Annotated in this window: 27 protein-coding genes; 4 read left to right on the plus strand and 23 right to left on the minus strand. The window is 48.0% G+C overall.

What is annotated here, in order from left to right; genetic code table 11:
* Positions 1-47: 47 nt before the first annotated feature.
* A complete protein-coding gene (locus Undi14_RS12325; protein WP_186885369.1) occupies positions 48-896 on the plus strand; it encodes a pyruvate, water dikinase regulatory protein in 849 nt (282 codons plus the stop codon).
* A 75-nt stretch (positions 897-971) separates the two neighbouring features.
* Here Undi14_RS12325 and Undi14_RS12330 read toward each other — a convergent pair whose 3' ends face one another.
* From Undi14_RS12330 to Undi14_RS12405, 16 genes are all read right to left on the minus strand, one after another.
* Positions 972-1,760: an RNA methyltransferase gene (locus Undi14_RS12330; RefSeq protein ID WP_200180575.1), complete on the minus strand. Its 789-nt coding sequence runs from the start codon at positions 1,758-1,760 to the stop codon at positions 972-974.
* Positions 1,757-2,353 carry a ribonuclease HII gene (rnhB, locus tag Undi14_RS12335; protein WP_200180576.1) on the minus strand — a complete coding sequence of 199 codons (597 nt, stop codon included), beginning with the start codon at positions 2,351-2,353 and terminating at the stop codon, positions 1,757-1,759. Before rnhB ends, Undi14_RS12330 begins: the two co-directional genes overlap by 4 nt.
* A 1-nt stretch (position 2,354) precedes the next feature.
* On the minus strand, positions 2,355-2,699 hold the full coding sequence (locus Undi14_RS12340) for a glutaredoxin family protein (protein ID WP_370589948.1): 345 nt from the start codon (positions 2,697-2,699) through the stop codon (positions 2,355-2,357).
* 44 nt (positions 2,700-2,743) lie between these two features.
* Positions 2,744-4,219 (minus strand): DegQ family serine endoprotease, encoded by a 1,476-nt coding sequence (locus Undi14_RS12345; RefSeq protein WP_200180578.1) that lies wholly within the window; start codon positions 4,217-4,219, stop codon positions 2,744-2,746.
* Between the two features lie 24 nt (positions 4,220-4,243).
* The gene (locus Undi14_RS12350) at positions 4,244-5,239 is read right to left on the minus strand and encodes a MucB/RseB C-terminal domain-containing protein (protein WP_234030577.1); all 996 of its coding nucleotides are present in this window, start codon (positions 5,237-5,239) and stop codon (positions 4,244-4,246) included.
* Positions 5,240-5,244: 5 nt separating this feature from the next.
* The gene (locus Undi14_RS12355) at positions 5,245-5,916 is read right to left on the minus strand and encodes a sigma-E factor negative regulatory protein (RefSeq protein ID WP_200180579.1); all 672 of its coding nucleotides are present in this window, start codon (positions 5,914-5,916) and stop codon (positions 5,245-5,247) included.
* Positions 5,917-5,961: 45 nt separating this feature from the next.
* Positions 5,962-6,564: an RNA polymerase sigma factor RpoE gene (rpoE, locus tag Undi14_RS12360; protein WP_186885374.1), complete on the minus strand. Its 603-nt coding sequence runs from the start codon at positions 6,562-6,564 to the stop codon at positions 5,962-5,964.
* A gap of 93 nt (positions 6,565-6,657) precedes the next feature.
* Complete coding sequence (locus tag Undi14_RS12365) at positions 6,658-7,137, minus strand: protein YgfX (RefSeq protein WP_200180580.1); 480 nt, start codon at positions 7,135-7,137, stop codon at positions 6,658-6,660.
* A 61-nt stretch (positions 7,138-7,198) separates the two neighbouring features.
* Positions 7,199-8,440 carry a beta-ketoacyl-ACP synthase II gene (gene fabF, locus Undi14_RS12370; RefSeq protein WP_186885376.1) on the minus strand — a complete coding sequence of 414 codons (1,242 nt, stop codon included), beginning with the start codon at positions 8,438-8,440 and terminating at the stop codon, positions 7,199-7,201.
* Between the two features lie 35 nt (positions 8,441-8,475).
* Positions 8,476-8,715: an acyl carrier protein gene (gene acpP / locus Undi14_RS12375; protein ID WP_008449912.1), complete on the minus strand. Its 240-nt coding sequence runs from the start codon at positions 8,713-8,715 to the stop codon at positions 8,476-8,478.
* 149 nt (positions 8,716-8,864) lie between these two features.
* On the minus strand, positions 8,865-9,617 hold the full coding sequence (fabG, locus tag Undi14_RS12380; protein ID WP_186885377.1) for a 3-oxoacyl-ACP reductase FabG: 753 nt from the start codon (positions 9,615-9,617) through the stop codon (positions 8,865-8,867).
* A complete protein-coding gene (gene fabD, locus Undi14_RS12385) occupies positions 9,614-10,546 on the minus strand; it encodes an ACP S-malonyltransferase (RefSeq protein WP_200180582.1) in 933 nt (310 codons plus the stop codon). The genes fabG and fabD overlap by 4 nt, the downstream gene beginning before the upstream one ends.
* A 33-nt stretch (positions 10,547-10,579) precedes the next feature.
* On the minus strand, positions 10,580-11,566 hold the full coding sequence (locus Undi14_RS12390) for a beta-ketoacyl-ACP synthase III (protein ID WP_234030578.1): 987 nt from the start codon (positions 11,564-11,566) through the stop codon (positions 10,580-10,582).
* A 4-nt stretch (positions 11,567-11,570) separates the two neighbouring features.
* The gene (gene plsX / locus Undi14_RS12395; RefSeq protein ID WP_186885379.1) at positions 11,571-12,641 is read right to left on the minus strand and encodes a phosphate acyltransferase PlsX; all 1,071 of its coding nucleotides are present in this window, start codon (positions 12,639-12,641) and stop codon (positions 11,571-11,573) included.
* 245 nt (positions 12,642-12,886) lie between these two features.
* On the minus strand, positions 12,887-13,069 hold the full coding sequence (gene rpmF, locus Undi14_RS12400; RefSeq protein ID WP_162018712.1) for a 50S ribosomal protein L32: 183 nt from the start codon (positions 13,067-13,069) through the stop codon (positions 12,887-12,889).
* 138 nt (positions 13,070-13,207) lie between these two features.
* Positions 13,208-13,732 carry a DUF177 domain-containing protein gene (locus tag Undi14_RS12405; protein ID WP_200180584.1) on the minus strand — a complete coding sequence of 175 codons (525 nt, stop codon included), beginning with the start codon at positions 13,730-13,732 and terminating at the stop codon, positions 13,208-13,210.
* A gap of 187 nt (positions 13,733-13,919) precedes the next feature.
* Between Undi14_RS12405 and Undi14_RS12410 the strand changes: the two genes are divergently transcribed.
* From Undi14_RS12410 to Undi14_RS12420, 3 genes are all read left to right on the plus strand, one after another.
* A complete protein-coding gene (locus Undi14_RS12410) occupies positions 13,920-14,537 on the plus strand; it encodes a Maf family nucleotide pyrophosphatase (protein WP_234030579.1) in 618 nt (205 codons plus the stop codon).
* A 300-nt stretch (positions 14,538-14,837) separates the two neighbouring features.
* On the plus strand, positions 14,838-15,590 hold the full coding sequence (locus Undi14_RS12415) for an SAM-dependent methyltransferase (protein WP_200180589.1): 753 nt from the start codon (positions 14,838-14,840) through the stop codon (positions 15,588-15,590).
* A 63-nt stretch (positions 15,591-15,653) separates the two neighbouring features.
* Positions 15,654-16,811, plus strand: coding sequence for an iron-containing alcohol dehydrogenase (locus Undi14_RS12420; RefSeq protein WP_200180590.1), 1,158 nt, complete (start codon positions 15,654-15,656; stop codon positions 16,809-16,811).
* A gap of 170 nt (positions 16,812-16,981) precedes the next feature.
* On the opposite strand, the gene Undi14_RS12425 is transcribed toward Undi14_RS12420, so the two are convergent.
* From Undi14_RS12425 to Undi14_RS18260, 7 genes are all read right to left on the minus strand, one after another.
* Positions 16,982-17,776: a HEPN domain-containing protein gene (locus Undi14_RS12425; RefSeq protein WP_186897358.1), complete on the minus strand. Its 795-nt coding sequence runs from the start codon at positions 17,774-17,776 to the stop codon at positions 16,982-16,984.
* Between the two features lie 63 nt (positions 17,777-17,839).
* A complete protein-coding gene (locus tag Undi14_RS12430; protein WP_200180591.1) occupies positions 17,840-19,063 on the minus strand; it encodes a hypothetical protein in 1,224 nt (407 codons plus the stop codon).
* Between the two features lie 142 nt (positions 19,064-19,205).
* Complete coding sequence (locus tag Undi14_RS12435; RefSeq protein ID WP_200180592.1) at positions 19,206-19,964, minus strand: hypothetical protein; 759 nt, start codon at positions 19,962-19,964, stop codon at positions 19,206-19,208.
* 9 nt (positions 19,965-19,973) lie between these two features.
* Positions 19,974-20,573 carry a hypothetical protein gene (locus Undi14_RS12440; RefSeq protein WP_200180593.1) on the minus strand — a complete coding sequence of 200 codons (600 nt, stop codon included), beginning with the start codon at positions 20,571-20,573 and terminating at the stop codon, positions 19,974-19,976.
* A complete protein-coding gene (locus tag Undi14_RS12445) occupies positions 20,570-20,848 on the minus strand; it encodes a DnaJ domain-containing protein (RefSeq protein ID WP_200180594.1) in 279 nt (92 codons plus the stop codon). The genes Undi14_RS12440 and Undi14_RS12445 overlap by 4 nt, the downstream gene beginning before the upstream one ends.
* 307 nt (positions 20,849-21,155) lie before the next feature.
* Positions 21,156-21,635, minus strand: coding sequence for a peptidylprolyl isomerase (locus tag Undi14_RS12450; RefSeq protein ID WP_186885389.1), 480 nt, complete (start codon positions 21,633-21,635; stop codon positions 21,156-21,158).
* A gap of 84 nt (positions 21,636-21,719) precedes the next feature.
* A complete protein-coding gene (locus Undi14_RS18260; protein ID WP_234030580.1) occupies positions 21,720-21,953 on the minus strand; it encodes a hypothetical protein in 234 nt (77 codons plus the stop codon).
* Positions 21,954-21,955: the final 2 nt, after the last annotated feature.

The raw sequence follows: 21,955 nt of genomic DNA on the forward strand, positions 1-21,955 counted from the left end.
TTGGATCGATATGCCACAATTTCACCTAAACTTTCAAGATCGCCCCTATGCCTGATTTCTCCAACCCGAATTTGCCACCAGCAAACCGTACTGTCTATTTCATTTCTGACGGAACAGGAATTACTGCTGAAGCATTCGGGCATTCAGTTTTAACCCAGTTTGACCTCAAATTTCGTCAGATTCGCCTGCCATTTGTCGATAGTGTCGATAAAGCACATGATGCAGTGCGCCGAATCAATGATGCGTTTGCCCTCGACGGCAACAGACCCATCGTATTTTCTACACTGGTCAAAAAGGAACTAGCTACCATCGTATTTAAATCCAAAGGCTTGCATATGGATTTAATTCAAACCTTTGTTTCGCCTTTGGAACAAGAATTAGGGGTGAAATCCACGCACACGATAGGCCGTAGCCATAACATCACAGACTCAGAAGAGTACAAAAATCGTATAGAGGCGATTAACTTTTCATTAACACATGACGATGGGCAATCACATAAAAATCTGGCCGCCGCTGATGTCATTCTGGTCGGGGTGTCACGTTCAGGAAAAACGCCGACAAGTTTGTATCTGGCGATGCAGTATGGGATCAAGGCCGCAAATTACCCACTGATTCCCGATGATTTCGAACGTGGAAAAATGCCAAGTGCGCTACCGGAATTTCGTCATAAATTGTTCGGACTCAGCATCACACCCGAACGACTGTCAGAGATTCGGAATGAACGCCGGCCAGGAAGTAAATATGCGTCGATAGAAAATTGTCGCTATGAAGTGAATGAAGCCGAAGCAATGATGAAGCGTGAAGGAATACGCTGGCTGTCTTCGACAACCAAATCCATTGAGGAAATATCGACGACTATTTTGCAAGAAATCAAAGGAGATACTAAATTGTATTAATGATAGACGGCTGTATTGCCGCACTGTCAGATCAGATGTCTGAAAAAATCCCGGCAAGCAGCCGGGATTTTTATTTCATTGGAAAGATTGTTGGCGTACTTGCTCAAAAAAACAGATTGCTGCACTTGCAGCGACATTCAACGACTCAATTGCCGCTTGCTGAGGGATCGTGACGGTCATGTCTGCCAATGCCATCAGGCTATCGGAAACCCCTTGCCCTTCATGTCCGAATAACCAGATAAGCGGTTGTGCGAGGTCCGCCTGGTAAATCGTGGTTTTTGTATGTGAGCTCGTGGAAAGTACAGGAATACTGGCATTCTTCAAAACAACGTCGAGGTCAATATTTTCAAAAATATTGAGTAAAAAATGGGCTCCCATACCTGCCCGCATGACTTTCGGAGACCATGCGAATACGGTGCCGGAACTACAAAAAACATTTTTAATTCCAGCTGCAGCCGCACTTCGTAAAATCGACCCCAGATTTCCTGGATCTTGCAAACCATCAAGAGCAACCGAGTTTTCCGAAATATTTTCGGGTAACGCAGGACTAGGTGTATTAACGAGAAACATAATACCCACACCATGTTCGACCTGGCTGACGGCCTGATACAAATTTGCCGGTAAGCTAATGCACTGAATATGCTGTGACTCGCACAATTCCAGTAATTTACTCACTTCCGGATCATTTAACGCGGCATCAGAGACTATGCATAGCTCTGGGGCACCGAGATGCTGCTGATAGGCTTCGCACAGATGTACTCCATCAAGTAAAGTACGCCCGGCTTTACGTCTGACCTGCGAGCTGGTCGCTAGTAATTTCAATTCTTTGTACAAAGAATTTTCGCGCGAAGTAATTTGTTTCATTTCAATAAAGCCTTAACAGGCGCATAGGATTTGCGGTGAATTGGTGCGACGCCGTGTTCACGTAAACGTTCAAGGTGTAACGCGGTCGGATAACCTTTATGCTGATCCAGCGCATATTGAGGATAACTAAGATGAAGCTGGTACAGGGCGTGATCACGTGCTGTTTTTGCGAGAATTGATGCAGCAGAAATTGCGGCCACCTTGTCGTCTCCCTTAACTATAGCCTCAGATCTGACGGACATTACCGGGCAACGGTTACCATCAATTAACGCAAGTGTCGGTGTGATTGCCAAGCCTTCAACCGCACGGCGCATGGCAAGCATGGTTGCCTGCAAAATATTCAACTCATCAATTTCCTGCTCTGAGCATTCAGCCACTGACCATGCAAGAGCATACTTCTTGATTTCCTCAGCCAGCACATCCCGTCGCGCTTCGCTGAGTTTTTTGGAGTCACGTAAGCCGTCAATCGGGTGGTCGGGATCGAGAATAACCGCAGCCGCCATAACCGGGCCAGCCAATGGCCCCCGCCCTGCCTCGTCGACGCCACATATCAACTCACCGTCGTAGGCAAACAAATCTAAACTTTCTTGCATATCAAGCCTGAAAAAATGCCTTTAAAGCATTCTGATCTAAAAAATAATGGCAAATTTTTTGCGGTGGATGACCGGGCTTTTTGCCAATCAACACCGGAACAAGTTCATCATACAAATGAACCAGCTCTGCATCGGTATCAACATCAATGACTTCAACAGAAAACTGACAGTCTGCTGTGTAAGCCTGCAATTGCTCCAGCATGTCATCACAAAGATGGCAGTAACTCCGCGAGTACAGTGTGAAAGCAATCATAAATAATGCGACATAAATAAAGTAGCGCATTATAAGTCCACAGTACTCCCAAGCATAAAAACACGAGCAATATTTATAAAAAAAGCTGCCCATTTTTAGGAGCAGCTTTTTTATATGCCGGATTTAGCAGGCTGAATTTATTTGGCTTGCGGTTTAATCGGAATAAATTGAGAGATATTTTCACGACGAACCAGAACAACCGCTGTTTTTTTACTATCCAGTTTTGCAACCATGCTGGTGAATTGCTTCGCATCTTTCACATCAACATTATTTAAAGTCAGGATAATATCGCCTTGCAGCAAGCCAGCTGCAGCGGCTGCGCCATCAGCTGACTCAATCACAACGCCCCCTGCTGGCAATTCTTTTTTCTGTGCATCGCTCAAATCACCGACGGCAAGTCCGAGGAAATTAGTTTGCTCCTTTTTCGCTTTTTTCTCGGATTTCTGAGCAACTTTGTCCTGTTCCATTTCGGCGACAGTAATCGTCATTTCACGAATAGCACCTTTTCTCCAGACGGTCATCGTTGCTTTCGAGCCCGGTTTCGTCGCACCGACAATCCGTGGCAGATCAGTTGATTTTTCAACCGCTTGTCCATTGAACTTAAGAATCACATCACCGTCCTGCAACCCGGCTTTTTCTGCCGGAGTACCGGCTTCAATTCTGACAACGAGTGCGCCCTGCGCCTTTTGCAAGCCAATGGAATCGGCCACATCTTTAGAGACTTCACCGATCTGCACACCAATACGGCCTCGGGTTACCTTGCCTGTGCCTTTCAATTGATCAGCAACACGCATTGCTTCATCAATCGGAATCGCAAACGAGATGCCCATATAACCGCCGGAACGACTGTAAATCTGGGAATTGATACCAACAACCTCGCCGCGCATATTAATCAACGGGCCGCCAGAATTTCCGGGATTCACCGCAACATCGGTCTGAATTAATGGCAGATAGTCGCCAGTATCACGCGCCTTGGCAGAAATAATCCCCGCAGTCACAGTATTGTCCAGATCAAATGGCGAGCCAATCGCAATCACCCATTCGCCAGCCTTGATTTTATCTGAATCACCTATCGTCAATTTCGGCAATTTCGTGCCTTCAATTTTTAATACTGCGACGTCTGTGCGTTTATCACTGCCAATGACTTTCGCTTTGAATTCACGCTTGTCGGTCAGTTTAACGTAGACATCTGTCGCACCATCAATCACGTGTGCATTGGTCAGCACATAACCGTCCTGTGAAATGATGAAACCTGAGCCAACGCCACGAGGAACTTCCTCTTCTTGTTGCGGTGCCTGTTTGCGTCCTTTCGGCACCGGAGCCTGCTTAGGAATCGGCATTCCGAAGAAGCGGCGGAAGAATTCCTGCATCTGCTCGTCTTCCATTCCGTTCATCCCCTGAGCCTGTTGCATTTTTTCAGTCGTACGGATGTTGACAACGGCTGGTCCGGTCTTTTCGACTAACTCAGTAAAATCAGGCAAACCTGTGACTGCGGACGCTGCCTGGGCGACAGGTATAGCATTCACCGCTAAGGGCGCCACAAAACCCACGCAAGCACTGATCGCTATAGTGGAAATCAATTTTTCTAAAGGAAAAAGTTTTTTTGTTTTCATGGGGTCACTCACTTACTTAGATTGTTACTTGGTTTTAAACTCAATCGAGTTCATCACTTGTTGAATCGCTGTTACAGGAACTTCACCAACGACAGTCAGCCAATAAGCCCCTTGTCGTTTTCCCATAATAGTCATTGCGCCTTGCTGCAAACTACCTTCAGTACGGCTTTCACTATCGGGCTCTATAAACACGGAAATAGCGGCCAGACCATCAGAAAATATCATTTGTATGACCTGGTGCGAGGTGCCGGATTTGCTCCCTGCCGATGCCGGAGGTGCTGGGATCACCCGCTTCATTTCCTTGGTTTTACGAAACCCGGCTGGCAGTGATCTGACTATCCAACCGGAATTGATATTGGATTGCACCGTTAAGTTTTCAATATGCCAGCGCGAGATATTTTGAAAACTGGGTTTCAATTTATTTTTATCAATATCGTTCAGCTTCAACTCTGTAAAAGCAATCTGCTCGATGACGTCATTCTTTGCATTCACTGTCTGTGCACGTAAGAGCAATCCGGATTGATTTTCCGCACAAAGACGATAGCCGTAGCGATAAGCATCTTTCGGCTGCAACAAATAGGTCTGACATGTGAGTCCGGCAACACGATTCAGATCGGCTTTTTTTATGGTGTAATTGTCTGGCAGTGACGATGCATTCTGAGTCAGCAAGGCTGGAAAAACTTCTTGCGTCACATTTTTTTCGATCTGTATCGTTTTACTTTCAGGAAGATAGCAAGATACCTCATCACCTTTGCGAATATATTCACGCGGTTTGCCATCCAGAATTTCAAGTTTTTCCAACTCGCCATGCTGATCTACAAAATGCGTGATTTTAGAAGTTCTGATCTGACTGGCTTGCTGATAAACAAACGTACCCGAATAATTCAGATTTTGTGCCGATGTCTGAATTCTCTTTAATACTTCCTGCGCTGCCTTCTGATCATCTGCCGCATAAACTGAGCGACCGATAACGCACAAACCCATCAGCAGAACTGGCCATCGGAAACGATAAAACAACATAATCCTTACTTCTCCGCTGGGCCAGAAACTGCATTCGCCCGGGTAACATACTGCGTACCAGCACTAATTGCCGGGGAAAATTTTTGATGTGCGATCAGATAGCTATCAATTCTGGGATCGCGCAACATTTCGACCTGTGCAGTCTGACGCTCATTTACCTGCTTAGAGGATTCCACTGCCGGCTCAACTTGTGCAAGCTCCTTCGTCGACAAATCAGGCGTCACCGATGCTGACGCCAGTTGCAGTTTGTTTGCTGATTTTGGTGAGACAATTTCAGATACCTGTGCGGTCTGCACCTGATTTTGATTTAACTGCAGCAACTGCGGCACAAATACGAACGCAAACAAAGCAGCGACTGCAGCAGTCGCAACGGACAGATATGAGCGAAGATATTGCGGCTTATCCGACTCTTTCTCCTCATTCTTAACGTGCATCTTTGGCATCAAAATAGCTGGTTCGCTGGCAAAACGTGCCGCAAAGCGCTGATTAAAATCTGCGCTTAAAGGCGTGGCAAGATCATCTGAGCGCAACACATCACCTATGTGGTGATAGAGCCCCCAAACATCTTTGCTTTCAGTCGAATCCATATCTGTAAGTATGGCATCCAGCGCGACATCGTCTATCTCGCCATCAAGCAATGCTGATATGTTTTCGTTTTTCCTGGTTTCGGTCATCATATTTCTACAAAAATCATGCCTGTTCAATTCATTATCTGACATCAACTACCAACGCTGATCCAGATTCGTTCCTAAAATCGGTCTCAATCGTTCCGCAATCGCCTCGCGGGCACGAAATATTCTGCTGCGTACAGTACCAATCGGGCACAACATGACGTCGGCAATTTCATCGTAACTCAAGCCCTCAATCTCTCTTAGAGTGATTGCATTCCTTAACTCTTCAGGCAAAGAAGACATCGCTGCATTGACAGTCTCCGCAATCTGCTTACTTGCCAATAAAGATTCAGGCGTATTGATATCCCTTAGTCCATCTGCATCAACAAAAGTTTCAGCCTCATCGACATCAGCATCGGTTGATGTCGGCGCCCTGCGTCCCTGTGTGACCAGATAGTTTTTTGCAGTGTTGATGCCTATCCGGTAAAGCCACGTATAAAAAGCTGAATCACCACGAAAATTAGGTAAAGCCCGATAGGCTTTTATAAATGCCTCCTGCACCACATCCTCTGCCTCAGCCTGATCATAGATGAGACGAGACACGAGCCGCATTAGTTTCCGTTGGTATTTGGAAACCAGAAGCTCAAATGCCTTTTTATCTCCACGCTGCACGCGCTCAACCAATATCTGGTCTATCTCGCGCTCTGTCGTCACTCAATCATCCCGTTTTTGATTAATCTTATTTTTAGTTTAATGTGCACAACTGCATTCAGCATCAATGTCTACAAGTATGAGTGGGCATCCGGCTTAAAAGTTCCCTGCCCCCTTCGTATTCGTTGCGGCCACTTTATCATGATGCATCAGTATCCATAACAGAGTCACCCGCAATCGATGAAATGCTGCCAGGCTAACTGAATCTGGCAGGATAAGAATACGGTGAATTTTTCCATCATCGGAAGCAAAACGTAAAGCCATCACATACTGCCAAATGACGCTACTGCGATGCAACTTAACCGCCATCGATGAACCAATCTGCCCTGTCATCTGAAGAAAAATATCGCCACTCTTAAACACACTAAGATCATAGACCGGCCTTCTTGACCTCATCATCAGCGACAGAACACTTACGATTGCAAAACCAGCTACTGCGATTAAAAATGAAATAGATGGTAATTGTCTATTTAATAGGAATAAATACCAGCCTATGTTTGCGAATACAACCATCAGGCAGAGCAGATAGAGCAGCAGCCTCGATGGTTTAATGGTGACCCGAACGGATATCGTCATATAAACAAAAAGGCACTTCATTTCAAAGAAACAAAGTGCCTTTTTCTAATGTACTGATGAATTATATTTTTGCGAAAATCAAAGTTCCGTTTGTACCGCCAAAACCAAACGAATTCTTCATCGCATAGTCAATTTTCATGTCTCTGGCTACGTTTGCACAATAGTCGAGGTCACACTCAGGATCTTGATTAAAAATATTAATTGTCGGTGGTGACACCTGATTATGCAGTGCCAATACCGTAAATACAGATTCAATCCCGCCTGCACCACCGAGCAAATGCCCCGTCATGGATTTAGTAGAATTCACCGTCAATTTATATGCATGGTCCGCAAATGTTGCCTTAATCGCGTCAGTCTCATTCTTATCACCCAGCGGCGTCGACGTTCCATGTGCATTCAGATAATCAATCTGATCAGCATTAATACCCGCATTTTTCATTGCGTTAATCATGCTGCGACGTGGACCATCCATGCTAGGCGAAGTAATGTGATATGCATCACCACTCATACCGAAGCCGATCACTTCAGCATAAATTTTTGCACCACGCGCCTTCGCATGTTCATATTCTTCCAGCATCATGACACCAGCACCTTCGCCAAGTACAAAGCCATCGCGGTCTTTGTCCCAAGGACGAGAGGCAGTCGCCGGATCATCATTACGGGAAGAAAGCGCCCGGGCTGACGCAAAGCCACCCAAACCTAACGGAGAAATCGTTGACTCTGCACCACCGGCAATCATCGCGTCTGCATCACCGTATTCAATCATGCGTGCAGCCTGACCTATACAATGCAGGCCGGTCGTACATGCAGTAACTATCGCCAGATTTGGCCCTTTCAAGCCATATTTGATCGATAAATTACCCGAAATCATGTTGATGATAGACGCTGGCACGAAAAATGGGCTGATGCGGCGTGGACCACGTTCAATCAAGGTCTCTTTCGTTGCTTCGATCAGCGGCAAGCCACCGATACCGGAACCGACGATAACACCGATGCGCTCGGCATTCTCTTCGGTAACAACCATTCCACTGTCCTGAAACGCCTGCATCCCCGCGGCAATGCCGAAATGGATGAAAGTGTCCATGTTACGAGCTTCTTTTGCCGGAATGTAATCCTCGACATTGAAGTCCTTCACTTCTCCAGCGAAATGCGTGGAAAAGGGAGTTGCATCAAATTTGGTAATCGTAGCGATACCAGATTTGCCAGCTTTTGCAGCATCCCACGCGGTAGCAATTGAATTGCCAATGGGCGAGATACATCCAAGTCCGGTTACAACGACACGACGTTTAAGCGTACGACTCAAGCGCTTCTCCTGGATTTAAAAACGTGGTAACCGAATTACGCCTTAACGTGTGCAGTAGCGTAATCAATCGCTTGTTGCACAGTTGTGATTTTTTCAGCTTGTTCGTCAGGGATTTCCATTTCGAATTCGTCTTCGAGTGCCATCACCAGTTCAACGGTATCAAGGGAATCAGCACCCAGATCATCAACGAAAGAGGATTCAATTTTGATGTCAGCTTCAGCGACGCCCAGTTGTTCAGCGACGATTTTCTTAACGCGTTGTTCGATATCGGACATGTGTATCTCCAGTGAAAAAATCAAAAATAAGGGCTTACAGAAAGTGCGCGCATTTTAGCAGGTTTGTACGCAAAAAAAGCAAGCCTGACGATTTTAGCAATAACTCCTGTTATTTTCGCAGAAATTACCGCCAACTATCGCTAAATAAATTATGCCAGGTACATCCCACCATTAACATGAAGGGTCGTACCGGTAATATAACCTGCATCTGGCGACGCCAAAAAGACCGTTGCTGCCGCAATATCTTCTGGACGGCCAAGTTTCGCCATCGGGATTTGCACCAAAATTGCAGCCTTTTGCTCATCCGTCAGCGCCTTTGTCATATCCGTATCGATAAATCCGGGAGCAATACAGTTAACTGTAATGTTGCGGCTACCGATCTCACGCGCCAATGCACGACTCATGCCAGCCACACCCGCCTTAGCCGCAGCATAGTTCATTTGCCCCGGATTACCGGATGAACCAACCACAGACGTGATATTGATGATGCGGCCATGTTTTGCCTTCATCATGCCGCGCAATACTGCACGGGATAAACGGGCCACTGAATTCAGATTGGTTGTGATGACGTTATCCCAATCCTCTTCTTTCATACGCATTGCAAGCTGATCCTGAGTAATTCCCGCATTATTAACGAGAATCGACAGACTACCGTATTCCTTCTGGATTTCATCCACCAATGACGTACAACGCTCAACATCATTCACGTTGAACGCAACGCCCTTGCCTGCACCAGGGGCAACATCGGCAAGATAGGCAGAAATCGCCTCAGCACCTGCTTCAGTGGTTGCAGTACCGATCACCTTTGCACCAGCCTGTGCCAATGCAATAGCGATTGCCTTACCAATACCGCGCGACGCGCCGGTCACTAAAGCGACTTGATTTTCTAATTGTCGGGTCATTTTAAAGATTCCAATACTTTTTCCAGAGTTACCTGATCGTAAATTGCCTCACCGATCAGTTCTGCATTAATACGCTTAGTCAAACCAGCCAATACCTTGCCAGGACCGCATTCAATAACGTTGCGTATACCACTTGCATGTACCGCCTGAATGGTTTCAACCCAACGAACCGGACTCGCGGCCTGACGAACCAAAGCATCTTTGATCAGCGCAGGATCTGTCACGATCGCGACGTCAACGTTATTAATCAATGGAATCGCAGGCGCCGAAAATGCGATTCCAGCCATGTATTCGCGCAGCTTGTCAGATGCGGGCTTGAGCAAAGACGAGTGAAATGGTGCGGAAACTGGCAGCGTCAGGGCGCGCTTGGCGCCTTTCGCTTTGGCAATTTCGCAGGCACGCTCAACAGCCGCCTTACTACCTGCAATCACCACTTGAGCCGGCGCATTGAAATTCACCGCCTCTACAACCTCACCCTCGGCCGCTTCGTTACACGCAGCAATGACATCCTCATCGCTCAAACCAAGAATCGCTGCCATCCCCCCCTGACCAACAGGCACAGCATCCTGCATTGCCTGCGCACGAAACCTTACCAGAGGTACCGCATCTTTAAACGCAATCACGCCGGCAGCCACTAATGCGGAATACTCACCGAGGCTATGGCCCGCCACCAATTTAGGTGCAGCACCAGCAGCAGCGATCCAGGCGCGGTAACAGGCAACCGCAGCAGTTAACATCACCGGCTGTGTGTTCGTCGTTAAATCAAGCGCTTCCTTCGGACCTTCGGAAATCAGTTTCCCCAGATCAAACTGCAAGGCATCAGATGCCTCAGCGATCGTTTGCTGAACCACAGGATTATCAGCAAAGCCATTCAGCATGCCGATCGCTTGCGAACCCTGCCCGGGAAATACAAATGCAAATTGGGTCATATTATCTATGTCTCTCTTTGGTTATGTTGATTACTACATCTGCACAATGGCGGCACCCCAGGTAAATCCGCCACCAACGCCTTCTAACAATATTTTATGGCCGGGCTGTATTCTGCCATCGCGCACAGCCTGATCCAGTGCCAGAGGAATTGACGCCGCCGACGTATTGCCATGCTGATCTACCGTCACTACCAGTTTTTCTAAAGGTAAGCGCATTTTCTTTGCAGTGCTGTGCATGATGCGCAGATTTGCCTGATGAGGAATCAGCCAGTCAATATCCTCTGCGTTCAAACCAGCCTGTGCCAGTACCTCATTCGCCACTTTTTCCAAAACAGATACCGCCAGTTTAAAGACTGCCTGGCCATCCATCTGCAAATAACCACTCCCCGCAATGGCACCATCCTGCACAGTACCCGGCACAGACAAAATATCTGCGTATCCACCATCGGCATGCAGCTTGGTAGCGAGCACCCCAGGCTCATTTGACGCGCTCATTACCACTGCACCAGCACCGTCACCAAACAATACGCAAGTGGTACGGTCATCAAAATTAAGGATACGGGAAAACACTTCAGCACCGATCACCAGTACATTTTTATGCGCACCGGATTTAATCATGCTGTCAGCGATAGACATGCCGTACATAAAGCCACTGCAGACTGCCTGCACATCCATCGCGGGCGCACCATTGGTCAAACCCAATTTATTCTGCACCACGCAGGCCGTACTCGGAAATCCACCAATAAAATCCGGGGTGGACGTCGCCAGAATAATCAAATCAATGTCATCAGGTGTCAGCTTCGCTGCTTCCAGCGCTTTTTTTGCAGCCTCGACACCCATATCGCTGGACTTCTCTCCTTCATCCGCATAATGGCGTGATGAAATGCCGCTGCGGGAAACGATCCACTCGTCGGAAGTTTCTATCCCTTTTTTTGCCAACTGGTCAGCCAATTCCTGGTTACTGACTTTTTTTGCTGGCAGATAGCTGCCAGTACCTATGATTTTGCTAAAAATTGTCATGCGCTTATTTTGCCATCAGGTCATTATTATCTTCAGGCGAAGCCAGGTCTGCCACTGGCATGAGTTTCGCCATCGAATTAGAAATACGAGTCAGGACATCATTTTTTGCCGCATCAAATGCGCGCTGTATTGCCCACTCATAGCTATATTTATCTGCGCTGCCGTGGCTTTTAAAAACCAGACCGCGCAAACCAAGTAAACAACCGCCATTGTAATTGGAAGGGTTCATTGTCTGCGAAATCGACTTTAAAGCACCACGTGCAATCAGCGCCCCCAGCATATTCAATGGATTACTCTTAAAAGCGCCAGTCAGGGTCGTCTTTACGAAACGCCCCATGCCCTCAGCTGCTTTTAAGGTCACGTTACCGACGAAACCATCGCACACAACGATGTCAGTGGTGCCTTTAAATATATCATTACCCTCAACGTTGCCATAAAAATTCAACAGGCCACGTTCGTGATCAGCCCGCAGCAACTGCGCGGTTTTTTTAACGACGTCGTTACCCTTAATATCCTCTTCACCGACGTTCAGCAGACCAATACTCGGTCTTTCCTTGCCTTCCAGCGCAGATACCAGTGCCGATCCCATAATCGCAAACTGATGCAGATGCAAAGGTTCGCAATCAACGTTCGCACCGAGATCCAGCATGTAAGTTGGCAGATTTTTTTGATTTGGCAGCATGCCGCTGATTGCTGGGCGATCCACGCTTTGCATGGTCTTCAGGACATAGCGCGACACCGCCATTAAAGCACCTGTGTTGCCAGCTGAGACGCAGGCTTGCGCATGTCCGTCTTTTACCTGAGTAACGGCAACACGCATCGAAGAATCTTTTTTCCGGCGCAGTGCAATCTCGATAGGGTCATCCATTTCCACCACTTCGGTGGCGTGGATTATTTTCATGCGTGGATGATGTTCGGCATGATTCTTTTTAAGTTCAGCCTGAATAACGGATTCAAGCCCGACCAGCAGAAATTCAACATCAGGCTCGCGATGAGCGAAAGCAACCGCCGCCGCCACTGTAACTGACGGGCCGTGATCGCCACCCATGCAGTCTATGGAAATTTTTATTGTCATGTAGTGTTACTAAACTTCGATCCGAAACGACTAGTGTACCAAACGGAGAGGCAATTTCCGTCAATTCCATTTCCACACAGAAATGAAAAAAGAAAAAACAGAGAAAATCAGTCTGGATCCAGAAACGTGTTTATAAAATCAGGGCACAGACAAATCTGAACACCAGAATTCGGGAAAAACAGGCGTAAAAAAAGCGGCGCCAAGTACGAAACTCGTCACGCCGCTTCCTTTAACAAGAACAGAGATTACTCGTCGTTCTTAGTTTTCAATACTTTACGACCACGGTAAAAGCCGTTAGGGCTGATGTGGTGACGCAGATGTGTCTCACCAGTTGTTGGCTCGATACCTAACTGTGGTGCAGTCAGGAAATCGTGGGAACGGTGCATGCCACGCTTGGATGGGGACTTTTTATTTTGCTGAACTGCCATGATAACTCCTAATACTTCAAAAAATGTTTCTAAAAATTTACACACCTGGCTAAAGAATGCGCACATCGCAATGCGAACATCGCCAACCAAGAATCCCTAACAATACTTCGACCTGAGTGTTTTTTCAGAATAATGCCACTAGGTACGCCCATTAATTTTCTTCAACACAGCAAAAGGTGATTCTTTTTTACTGACTTCTGCTTCAATCGCTGCAGTAGTATTTGCTGAAGCCAACGATACATCCGGGCATACTGCATGTTTGGGCGATTGGGGTATTGCGAGCAGCGCTTCATCTTCGATCAAATCATTGACATCAAATGCTTTGCTGCCTACTACGACATCGACCTCGTCATCATCAAGCAATGCGTCAATTTCATCGGCATTTTCTTCGTTTTTGGCGAGTATCAATACAGATTCAGAGTCAATTTCATATGCAAATGGCTTCAGGCAGCGCTGGCACATCAGATTCACGCTACCAGTCACACTCAACACCAGCCGTGGATGACCCAGTGCATCTTTACCGCCAGACAAAGACCAGTTCAACGCACCATCGGTGTTTGCACTCTCGCCTGAAAGCCGGGGTAAATCTGCGACTAAAATGCTTCCCGAACGTTGCTCTTCGAGCCGACAATACGCGAAAGAGTCAATCACAAAAGCTTGCATAGGATTATTTGAACCCAGAAAACCTGCGATAATAACAGCACTCGGCCTTGTTAGTCAAAGGCTTACAGGCATTTTTTAAGCCAAAACGACTTACACCAGCTCTTACACCTGCTATTTCCCGCTGAATTCCCTGAATATGATCAAGCACCAGTCTGACTCACCGCACTCACAGCACAACGCAAGCCTGATGAATCCACGCCTGATTCTCGCTTCCAGCTCGGTCTATCGCCGCGAATTATTATCCCGGCTGCAAATCCCATTCGATTCGCTGGTGCCGGATATCGATGAAACCGCCCACCATGGCGAAACACCGGACGCCACCGCCCTGCGGCTGGCACAACAAAAAGCGGAAGCCATCGCCAGACAGTTAGCATCGTCTGCTGCACATCCCGCAGAAAATGCGCTCATTATCGGTTCCGACCAAGTTGCGACACTGAATGGCATCCACATCGGCAAACCCGGCGATCATGCCAGCGCATTAAAGCAATTGCAACTCATGCGCGGCAAAGAAGTCGTTTTCCACACCGCATTATGCCTGCTGGATACCCGCCCCGGCGCGCAGCCCGCCGTGCAATTGCGCGACGTGCAAACCATCGTCCGCTTCCGCGATTTGCCGGATGCCGAACTCGATGCCTATCTGCGCATAGAGCAGCCCTACGATTGCGCTGGCAGCGCGAAAAACGAAGCGCTCGGCATCAGCATTCTGGCGTCGATACAAAGCGACGACCCAACCGCACTGACCGGATTACCTTTGATTGCGCTGACAGACATGCTGCGCAAGGCCGGCGTTCAGTTTTATCGCTGATGACTCATAAAAAGCTCTGTTTTTAGCTAAATTGGGGGAGTATCTGCCTTTTTCGCCTTATTGTCAGCGTAAAACAAGGGCGTAAAAATATACTCCCCCCAGTATTTATAAGCACCAATATGACGCCGGTAAGCATATTTCAGTAAAGTACGACGACGGCAGAACACCACAAACAAGAACGATATCGTCGCTGCGACAGTTGTGTGTCGGCATAAAAAAACATATCAACTTATTTTTAGCTTTATTTTTCAGCACTATTTTTCAGCTTCATTTCAGCTTCATATTAAAAAAGATTTCCCCATGACAGGCACACTATTCCTCATTCCTAACACACTGGGCTACAACGAAGGGCAACAAGACGGTTTGCTGGCGAAAATCATTCCCGATACCGTGCAATCCATGTCCGCGCAGCTCAGTTATTTCGTTGCAGAGAATGCCAAAACCACCCGCGCCTACCTGAAATTTCTCGGTCAGCATCACCCCTTAAAGCTGGCGATGCAGGATATTCAGATCAGCGAACTCAACGTCAACACCCCGGCACAGGCGCTCGAAGGCTTGCTGCAACCGCTGCTGCAAGGACATGATGTCGGTCTGATTTCTGAGGCTGGCGTTCCCGCCGTCGCTGATCCCGGCGCGAATCTGGTACGACTCGCGCATCAGCGCAACATCACGGTCAGACCGCTGGTCGGGCCGTCATCCCTGCTGCTGGCCCTGATGGGTAGCGGCTTGAATGGTCAGAGTTTCGCCTTTCACGGCTATCTGCCCACCGATGCCGCATTACGCGCAAAACGCATCAAAGAGCTGGAAGAGCGCTCGCGCAAAGAAAAGCAAACGCAATTACTGATAGAAACGCCGTATCGCAACGCCGCCATGCTGGAAGCCCTGGCAAACCAGTGTCAGGCACAGAGCCTGATTTGCGTCGCCACCGATCTGACATTGCCAACCGAATCAATACAAACACGCACCGCAGCAGAATGGAAGAAGCGACTTTCCGCTGGTCAAGCCCCTGATTTCCATAAAAAACCAACCGTATTCCTGTTCCTCGCCAGTTAATTGCGAACGACCGATCTATTTTTTGAATTTACGCTAAGATAAGACTTTCTCAAGGAGACGCCCATGTTGAATTTCGATTTCTACAATCCGACTCACATCCTGTTCGGTAAAGGCCGCATCGCCGACATCCATCAAGCCATACCGGCAGATGCCAAAGTATTGCTGCTGTATGGCGGCGGCAGCATTAAACAAAACGGCGTGTTCGATCAGGTCATCGCCGCACTCGGCAACCGCAGCATCACCGAATTTGCTGGCATCGAGCCCAACCCAAGCTATGAAACACTGATGAAAGCGGTCGACATCATCAAGCAAGGCAGCATCGATTTCCTGCTGGCGGTCGGCGGCGGCTCAGTGATTGATGGAACTAAATTCATCGCGGCAGCAGCGCTGTTTGAAGGCGACCCATGGACGATCATGGAAAAACATGGTCGTAACGTGAGCAAAGCCCTGCCCTTCGGCAGCATTCTGACCTTGCCGGCCACTGGCTCAGAAATGAATGATGGCGGCGTCGTCACGCGTCAATCGATCAAGGCTAAACTCGCCTTCAGCAGCCGCCATTGCTTCCCGAAATTTTCCGTCCTCGACCCCACCACCACCTACACCCTGCCACCGCGCCAGATTGGCAATGGTGCGGTTGATGCGTTCGTACACGTGATGGAGCAGTACATGACCTATCCGGTCAATTCACCAGTGCAAGATCGCTTCGCCGAAGGCCTGCTCAAAACCCTGATCGAAGAAGGCCCGAAAGCCCTCGCCAATCCAGAGGATTACGATGTACGCGCCAATCTGATGTGGTGCGCCACAATGGCATTGAATGGACTGATTTCCACCGGCGTGCCGCAAGACTGGGCGACCCACATGATAGGCCATGAACTGACCGCCCTGCATGGCATAGATCACGCACAGACACTCGCCATCGTGTTGCCTAGCATGCTGCGCGTACGCAAAGAAGCCAAACGCGCGAAGCTGCTGCAATTTGCTGAACGCATCTGGGATCTGCGTGAAGGCAGCGAAGACAGCCGCATCGACACCGCCATCAGCCGCATGCAGGATTACTTTGAGCAAATGGGCGTCAAAACCCGCCTCAGCGATTACCACCTCGGCGCAGACGACATCTCCCCCGTCATCGCCGCACTGGAAACCCACCGCATGTTGACCATCGGCGAAAAACGCGACGTCACGCTCGACGTCAGCCGTCAGGTGTTGGAATTGAGTTTGTAAGCAACTAAAACAAAAAAGGGGCGACTATCAAAGTCGCCCCTTTTTTTATTTGCAGTTATTTCGCCTTTAATGGATCAGCACGCGCTGCTGTCTCGATGGCCGCTTATCACGAAGCCCCCCCCATTTAATTCTCGCCTTCGATTTTTTAATGGCTTCGTTTAAGCCACAAACTAAATCTTCATTTTTTCCTCTAGCCATTGCAATGCAATTGACGGAGCATATTGTTCTCGATGTTTCTTCAGATAGCCCAACCAGGTTGAGTTTAGCGAGTGGTGGATAGAGAATTTAGAACTTGGGACGATTGAATGAGTTACCGAATTGTGCGCAAAGTGGTAGTTATTATCATAAAACGTATCAAGCAAATCCTTACTGATACCTTTGAACGAATTTTTAATAACTGGAACGCCAACTCTTTCCCTAAGGTGGTAAACGAAGGCATCCAAAGCAAATAAGTGTCCCGTATTAAAAATCACTCCAGAGGCGTTATAACGGTTGGCTGCTGCCCCAAAAACTGATAGTTCGCGAAGATACTCAGCAACTGTGAACACTTTTACTTGAGCTAATATCTGTGCATCCATCTTTATTTCATTATGAATCGCAAGTGAAATATTTTTAATTTCAGGATCAATAGTAATTACCGCATCGAACAATGGCTCCAACGAATGTCCATTACTTAATCTCTTAATCCCATAATCATGCATCAATAAATAGGCTTTGAGATACTTCTCCAAAGCCTGCGATGCAGACCAAAAGAAGCCTCTGTGGAGATTTTTCTGAGCCAGCAACCTCGCCATTAAATAATCTTCGTCGGCAGGGATGACGAATGAATCATAAATAACATTCACGATATTTTGCTCAATCGATGTCTGTATTTCCTCTGTCAGTTGACGAAAAGGTGAAAACACCTTTTCTACCTTAAATGTATAGACAAAATCGTTAGCGACATCGGAAACATCGTTTGACATACATGATTCCTTAACAAAGAGGTTGATCGTGAACGATGAAACAACAAAAAGTATCTGGCAGTTTTATTTAGTCCCCGCCTTCTGAATATGGCAATGCATCGTCAGAAAACGGATTGCACCGGTGAGGTAGGTATCCCAGTCGTCGAGCAAGTATTGGTTGGCTTCTTCGACGAAATTATGCCAGTCTTCCAGCAAGCCTTCCTGTTTTTCATGCGGCGCGGATTCATTGATCCAGGCGGTCGCCAGCGCGTGATCAAAACCTTCGTTGCGGAATTGTTTGATGATGGTTTTTGCGGCTTTTTCTGTCAGTGTGGTTTTCGGCGGAACGCCCGCTGAGATACATAAAAACAGGGTCATCAGCGAATCAACGTCGGTCTTGCCTTTGGTCAGGCGCGTCCATTCTTTCGATACCAGCGCATCGTATTCCGAGGTATCTTCAATTTCATGATCGCCAAGGTAATAACGTTCTTTCAGCGCAAACACCAGTTGTGCCAGTGGCGTTGTTTTGTTTTGCAGCAAGGGCAGATCGTGTTGTTTGATTTCGTCGATGATACGCTGCACCACCGGCAAAAACTTAGGCGGCACTTCCGATAAATCGGCTGATGCCAGCGCTTTATTGCGTTTCGCCGGTGTCATTGCGCGTATCGATTCGAGCAAGGTCGCAAACTGAATCTGATTTTCGATAGTGGCATCGGGGCCGCCAAACATGTGCGCCAGCAAGGCGGTGCGGACGACGCCCACGGCTTCCACATCTTCATCCTGCAGATAAGATGGCGTCAGCCCCAGCCATTCGCCAAACCAGTATCCGGCTTCGATTTCCACGGCATTTAACTGACGGTGTTCAAGCGCATTTCTGTATTCCTGCGGCTTTTCTTTGAGCGACCAAGCGTCCAGAAAATCCTCCACCTTGCCCTTGGTTTCACGGCCAAGCAAAGCATATTCCGGCATCGCAAACAGGGCTTTCAACAAGCCAGAGCCGCCACGCGACAGGCTCAGAAAAGTATTATCACGTATCAGTTTGGCCGCCAGTTCCAGATCGCCTTTGGATGTTTCGATCAGATACAGGCTGGCCAGATTGACGATGCGCTTGCGTGCCAATTCGATTTCAGGGCGCAGATATTTACTGCCAAACGCTTCCGCAATCTGCACCATGCCTTTTGGTGCTTCGGCTTCGATCGCTGCAATTTTGCTGCTGGCAATGATGGCTTTTTGCACGCCGTAGCGTAATGCCGACTCAAAAAATGGCCGGTTATCAATCAGGGCAATATCGTAAACAGAGGCTGTCATCGTATCTTCACTCGCTTTTACTCGGTTTTTACTCGCTCTTTACGTCAATTTCCGTAAGCAACTTACCGGAATTAGGGAAACTAACAAAAAATGCAGAACACGGTCGCCGCGCTCTGCATTGATTCAGAATGCCGACAGCAAATTACAACGCGGATTCTTCGTCATCCTTGTCGTCGCCATCATCATTGTTTTTAGGACGTTCATCCTCTTCCGCCTCACCCTCGCCGCCTTCGAGTTCATCGCTTTGCTGGCTCGCCAGATATGCTTTATAGCGGGCGCGCAGCTTCATCAGCACTTCGCGGAAAATTTCCGGCAATTCGTAACGCAGCAGATAGGTAACCTGCATCCAGTCGTGATCTTCCAGATTCGCCATATCGAGCGGCGACGCCAGGCTTTCGGTATCGCGATCCAGATTCATCAGATCGTCTTCCTGCGCCTGGGTTTTTGCGCCGTCGCCATATTCGTATAAATCGAAAGTCGCATATTTATAAAAATGCTCGACCATCGGTGCACGATCCAGCAGGTAATCAACCAGTGCATCGTAGCCACCGTCGACTTCGGCGATTTCATATAAAAATTCTGCCGGATCAGCACCTTCGCGGAAGATGACAGAGTTAATCATGCCGCGTAACTGTTCATGCGTCTGATCGCCATAACGGCGTTCCAGCACGACCGCTTGCGCGAACTGCTCAGGCGTCACCAGCAAATTCACCAGCGACTCTTTAGACGCATCGTATTCACGGATAATAGCCAATAAATCTTTTGCCGGAAAATCATCCAACGCAGCGACCAGCGCTTTGTCGCCTTCGGTTTCAGCGATATTTGCCAGTGCGAATTCCGCGCCGGCGATATCGCCCGCCATGATCAGGTTTTGCGCTTCAATTAATGCAGGTAAGCTCATCTTGTATCCTTAGTCTTTGCGGTCGAAACCTTGCTCAGCCAGCCAGTCTGCGCCTGCTTCGTCAAGATCGTAATCGTCACCATCATCGCCATCATCGCGACCGTGGCGACCATAGTTACCATCGAGGTCGCCGTTTTCTTTCAATTCTTCATCGGCGTCGTTAATTTCTTTATCTTCGTCGTCGGCTTCCAGCGTATTCGAGGCGCTGTGTTTGCGCGCTTGCTGACCACGATTCAGATATTCGAGCGCTGCCGCAATGACCAAAAACTTCTCTCCGCCTGCTTCTTGCAACACAATCTTGCTTAGCGGCTCCGCCCATGGTTCGAGCTTGACGGCAGCGGATAAACTTTTCCACGTTGGCAGTTTGGCTTCCTCTTTCGTTGTCAGGTTTTCCAGCGCCAGCGGGTTCAAAAATATAAATCCCAGATGAAAAGCGGACGCCAGCATTTCCGGATTGGAGTCCATCATCGGCAACAACAAAGGCAATTGCTCGCCTTTTTCACGCAGACGCGCCTTCAGGACATTTTTGCCTTCGGAATCTGATTTCAAATCTTCGATTTCGGCGTTATACACCGCCATCAGATCCTCAAAAAAACGGGACAATTTCACTTCAATACTCCTGATAAATAATGCTTCCAGATGTCTGTCGCTGTTTCCAGCGGAGAATCGAGCAAGTTACGACGACGATTTTCATCGTAAGCGGATCGCGCCGCATCGTCAGACAAAATGTCGTAGGCTTCTTTTACCGCATGAAATTTTTCTGGCGCCAGTTCCGATGTGTTCCGGTCAGGATGAAACTCTGCCGCTTTCTGGCGGAAGGCTTTTTTCACATCCGACAATGAGGCATTCGGCGCAATACCGAGAATGACGTAATAATCTTTCATCTGCTTTTCGCTTCCATTTCTCATCACACTTGCGGAACCATAGCAGCTATTGGCATCAGGCTTCGCAATTCCGGCAATATGAGCGTTGCATGCGCAGCAGGCGCAACCTGCATGAGCAGCGGCTGCGAATCCGCGAAAACATCGCCTGAGTGCCAAAAATGAGATGATTTTGGGGAGTATGCGGCAAAAACAGGCATTTCCCCTATATTAATCAAGGGTGTTTACATATACCCGGGGGAGTATATGTAAGCTGACAGATTGCGCCGACAGACTACGATCGGCTCCGACAACAGTTCAGTCTCCAGAATTAATGATGGTGACCGTGTTCGCCGTGGACGTGACCGTGCACGATTTCTTCGTCGGTAGCTTCACGGATATCCAACACTTCGGTATCAAAGCGTATCGTCATGCCCGCCAGCGGATGATTGCCATCCACCGTTACAACGCCAGCATCAATCTTCGTCACGCGGAATTGCATGGTTTCTTCAGTTTCGGGATCGCGGGTTTCAAACATCATGCCGACTTCGATATCCGGTGGAAATGCGCTGATGTCTTCTTCGCGCACGAATTCGGACTCGATTTCACCAAAGCCATCTTCCGGTGCCAGCACCACAGATACCTTGTCTCCGACCTTTTTACCATCCAGCGCGGCTTCAACGGCAGGCAGAATATTGTCGTAATCACCGTGCAGATAAACAATAGGATCACGGTTCTGATCAATGATGTCACCGTTCGTATTGAACATCGTGTAATTCAGGCTGACAACGGAGTTGGCTTTAATTTGCATGGCGTATATCGTGTAAGTGTGGGTGAAATTTGAACAAGGGCGACGCTGAGAGCGTGCTGCACAGATAGCATCGAAAGCGCTGATTTAAAGACAGGCAAAGAAAATACTACGCCCTTTTGCAATCAAAATCAGCATCCCCGACCCGGAACAGGGGCTGTATTGTAGCAGAGACGGCTTTTCTGACTGAAATAGTGCTGAACTGACCGTATGCAAACACCCTGCGATGGCAAAACCGCCGCAATCCGGATACTGTACAAATAAAAAAAGCAAAAGAAACAGCAAGAAAAGTACAAACAGGGTATATTCCGCGCCTTTCATTT

This window comes from Undibacterium sp. 14-3-2, assembly GCF_016595265.1.
GTDB lineage: Bacteria > Pseudomonadota > Gammaproteobacteria > Burkholderiales > Burkholderiaceae_D > Undibacterium > Undibacterium aquatile.

Coding starts and splice junctions, on each gene's coding strand:
- Undi14_RS12325 (WP_186885369.1), top strand. CDS start 48: ATGCCTGATTTCTCCAACCCGAATTTGCCACCAGCAAACCGTACTGTC.
- Undi14_RS12330 (WP_200180575.1), bottom strand. CDS start 1,760: ATGAAACAAATTACTTCGCGCGAAAATTCTTTGTACAAAGAATTGAAA.
- rnhB (WP_200180576.1), bottom strand. CDS start 2,353: ATGCAAGAAAGTTTAGATTTGTTTGCCTACGACGGTGAGTTGATATGT.
- Undi14_RS12340 (WP_370589948.1), bottom strand. CDS start 2,699: ATGGGCAGCTTTTTTTATAAATATTGCTCGTGTTTTTATGCTTGGGAG.
- Undi14_RS12345 (WP_200180578.1), bottom strand. CDS start 4,219: ATGAAAACAAAAAAACTTTTTCCTTTAGAAAAATTGATTTCCACTATA.
- Undi14_RS12350 (WP_234030577.1), bottom strand. CDS start 5,239: ATGTTGTTTTATCGTTTCCGATGGCCAGTTCTGCTGATGGGTTTGTGC.
- Undi14_RS12355 (WP_200180579.1), bottom strand. CDS start 5,916: ATGATGACCGAAACCAGGAAAAACGAAAACATATCAGCATTGCTTGAT.
- Undi14_RS12365 (WP_200180580.1), bottom strand. CDS start 7,137: ATGACGATATCCGTTCGGGTCACCATTAAACCATCGAGGCTGCTGCTC.
- acpP (WP_008449912.1), bottom strand. CDS start 8,715: ATGTCCGATATCGAACAACGCGTTAAGAAAATCGTCGCTGAACAACTG.
- fabG (WP_186885377.1), bottom strand. CDS start 9,617: ATGACCCGACAATTAGAAAATCAAGTCGCTTTAGTGACCGGCGCGTCG.
- fabD (WP_200180582.1), bottom strand. CDS start 10,546: ATGACCCAATTTGCATTTGTATTTCCCGGGCAGGGTTCGCAAGCGATC.
- Undi14_RS12390 (WP_234030578.1), bottom strand. CDS start 11,566: ATGACAATTTTTAGCAAAATCATAGGTACTGGCAGCTATCTGCCAGCA.
- plsX (WP_186885379.1), bottom strand. CDS start 12,641: ATGACAATAAAAATTTCCATAGACTGCATGGGTGGCGATCACGGCCCG.
- rpmF (WP_162018712.1), bottom strand. CDS start 13,069: ATGGCAGTTCAGCAAAATAAAAAGTCCCCATCCAAGCGTGGCATGCAC.
- Undi14_RS12405 (WP_200180584.1), bottom strand. CDS start 13,732: ATGCAAGCTTTTGTGATTGACTCTTTCGCGTATTGTCGGCTCGAAGAG.
- Undi14_RS12410 (WP_234030579.1), top strand. CDS start 13,920: ATGAATCCACGCCTGATTCTCGCTTCCAGCTCGGTCTATCGCCGCGAA.
- Undi14_RS12415 (WP_200180589.1), top strand. CDS start 14,838: ATGACAGGCACACTATTCCTCATTCCTAACACACTGGGCTACAACGAA.
- Undi14_RS12420 (WP_200180590.1), top strand. CDS start 15,654: ATGTTGAATTTCGATTTCTACAATCCGACTCACATCCTGTTCGGTAAA.
- Undi14_RS12425 (WP_186897358.1), bottom strand. CDS start 17,776: ATGTCAAACGATGTTTCCGATGTCGCTAACGATTTTGTCTATACATTT.
- Undi14_RS12430 (WP_200180591.1), bottom strand. CDS start 19,063: ATGACAGCCTCTGTTTACGATATTGCCCTGATTGATAACCGGCCATTT.
- Undi14_RS12435 (WP_200180592.1), bottom strand. CDS start 19,964: ATGAGCTTACCTGCATTAATTGAAGCGCAAAACCTGATCATGGCGGGC.
- Undi14_RS12445 (WP_200180594.1), bottom strand. CDS start 20,848: ATGAAAGATTATTACGTCATTCTCGGTATTGCGCCGAATGCCTCATTG.
- Undi14_RS12450 (WP_186885389.1), bottom strand. CDS start 21,635: ATGCAAATTAAAGCCAACTCCGTTGTCAGCCTGAATTACACGATGTTC.
- Undi14_RS18260 (WP_234030580.1), bottom strand. CDS start 21,953: ATGAAAGGCGCGGAATATACCCTGTTTGTACTTTTCTTGCTGTTTCTT.